Genomic DNA, 505 nt, shown 5'->3' on the forward strand with positions numbered 1-505 from the left:
GCTTGGAGCAAGTTTGCGGATCGTCGTCAGATGCACCTGATAGTCCCGAACCTGCTCCGGTCCGAGTTCTTCAGGCGAGCGGTGAAAGTGTCCCGCATAGAGCGAGACCTGTTGCAGGTAGGACAGCTGCGTGTTCTCGGCGAGATTGCGAATGCCCATGTCCTCGAGCATCCGCCGGCGTAGCGGTGTCATGGTGAAGCTCCTTTGACAAGTGAACGGATGAAGTGCTGCGAACAGCAACTGCATCGTTCCTCATCGGGAACTTCGCGGGAAATCCGCCCCGGGCGGTGGTTTGGCGCCCGGCCTGTGATCAGGCACTACCGCGCCAGCGGTTTAGTCCAATTCTTACTTCGGTGCACCCGGGCTTTGCGACATTGAGGAATGTCTCTTCCAGAATCTTAAAAATCATGATCGCGATCGTCGTTCCTGCCCACGATGAGCAAGACTTCATAGAGGCGCGCATCGGCCGCGAACTCGTCCTGGATGAAGAACACCGGCATGTTGT

Annotated in this window: 1 protein-coding gene; it reads right to left on the reverse strand. The window is 57.2% G+C overall.

All coding sequences use genetic code 11. The annotated features are described in order from the left end of the window. The coding region (locus tag ACXJ3V_RS20890; protein ID WP_457102270.1) for a phage integrase N-terminal SAM-like domain-containing protein at positions 1–246 on the reverse strand (246 nt) is incomplete at its 3' end. Positions 247–505 lie beyond the last annotated feature (259 nt).

It is taken from the genome of Microbacterium sp. P5_E9 (genome assembly GCF_054049175.1).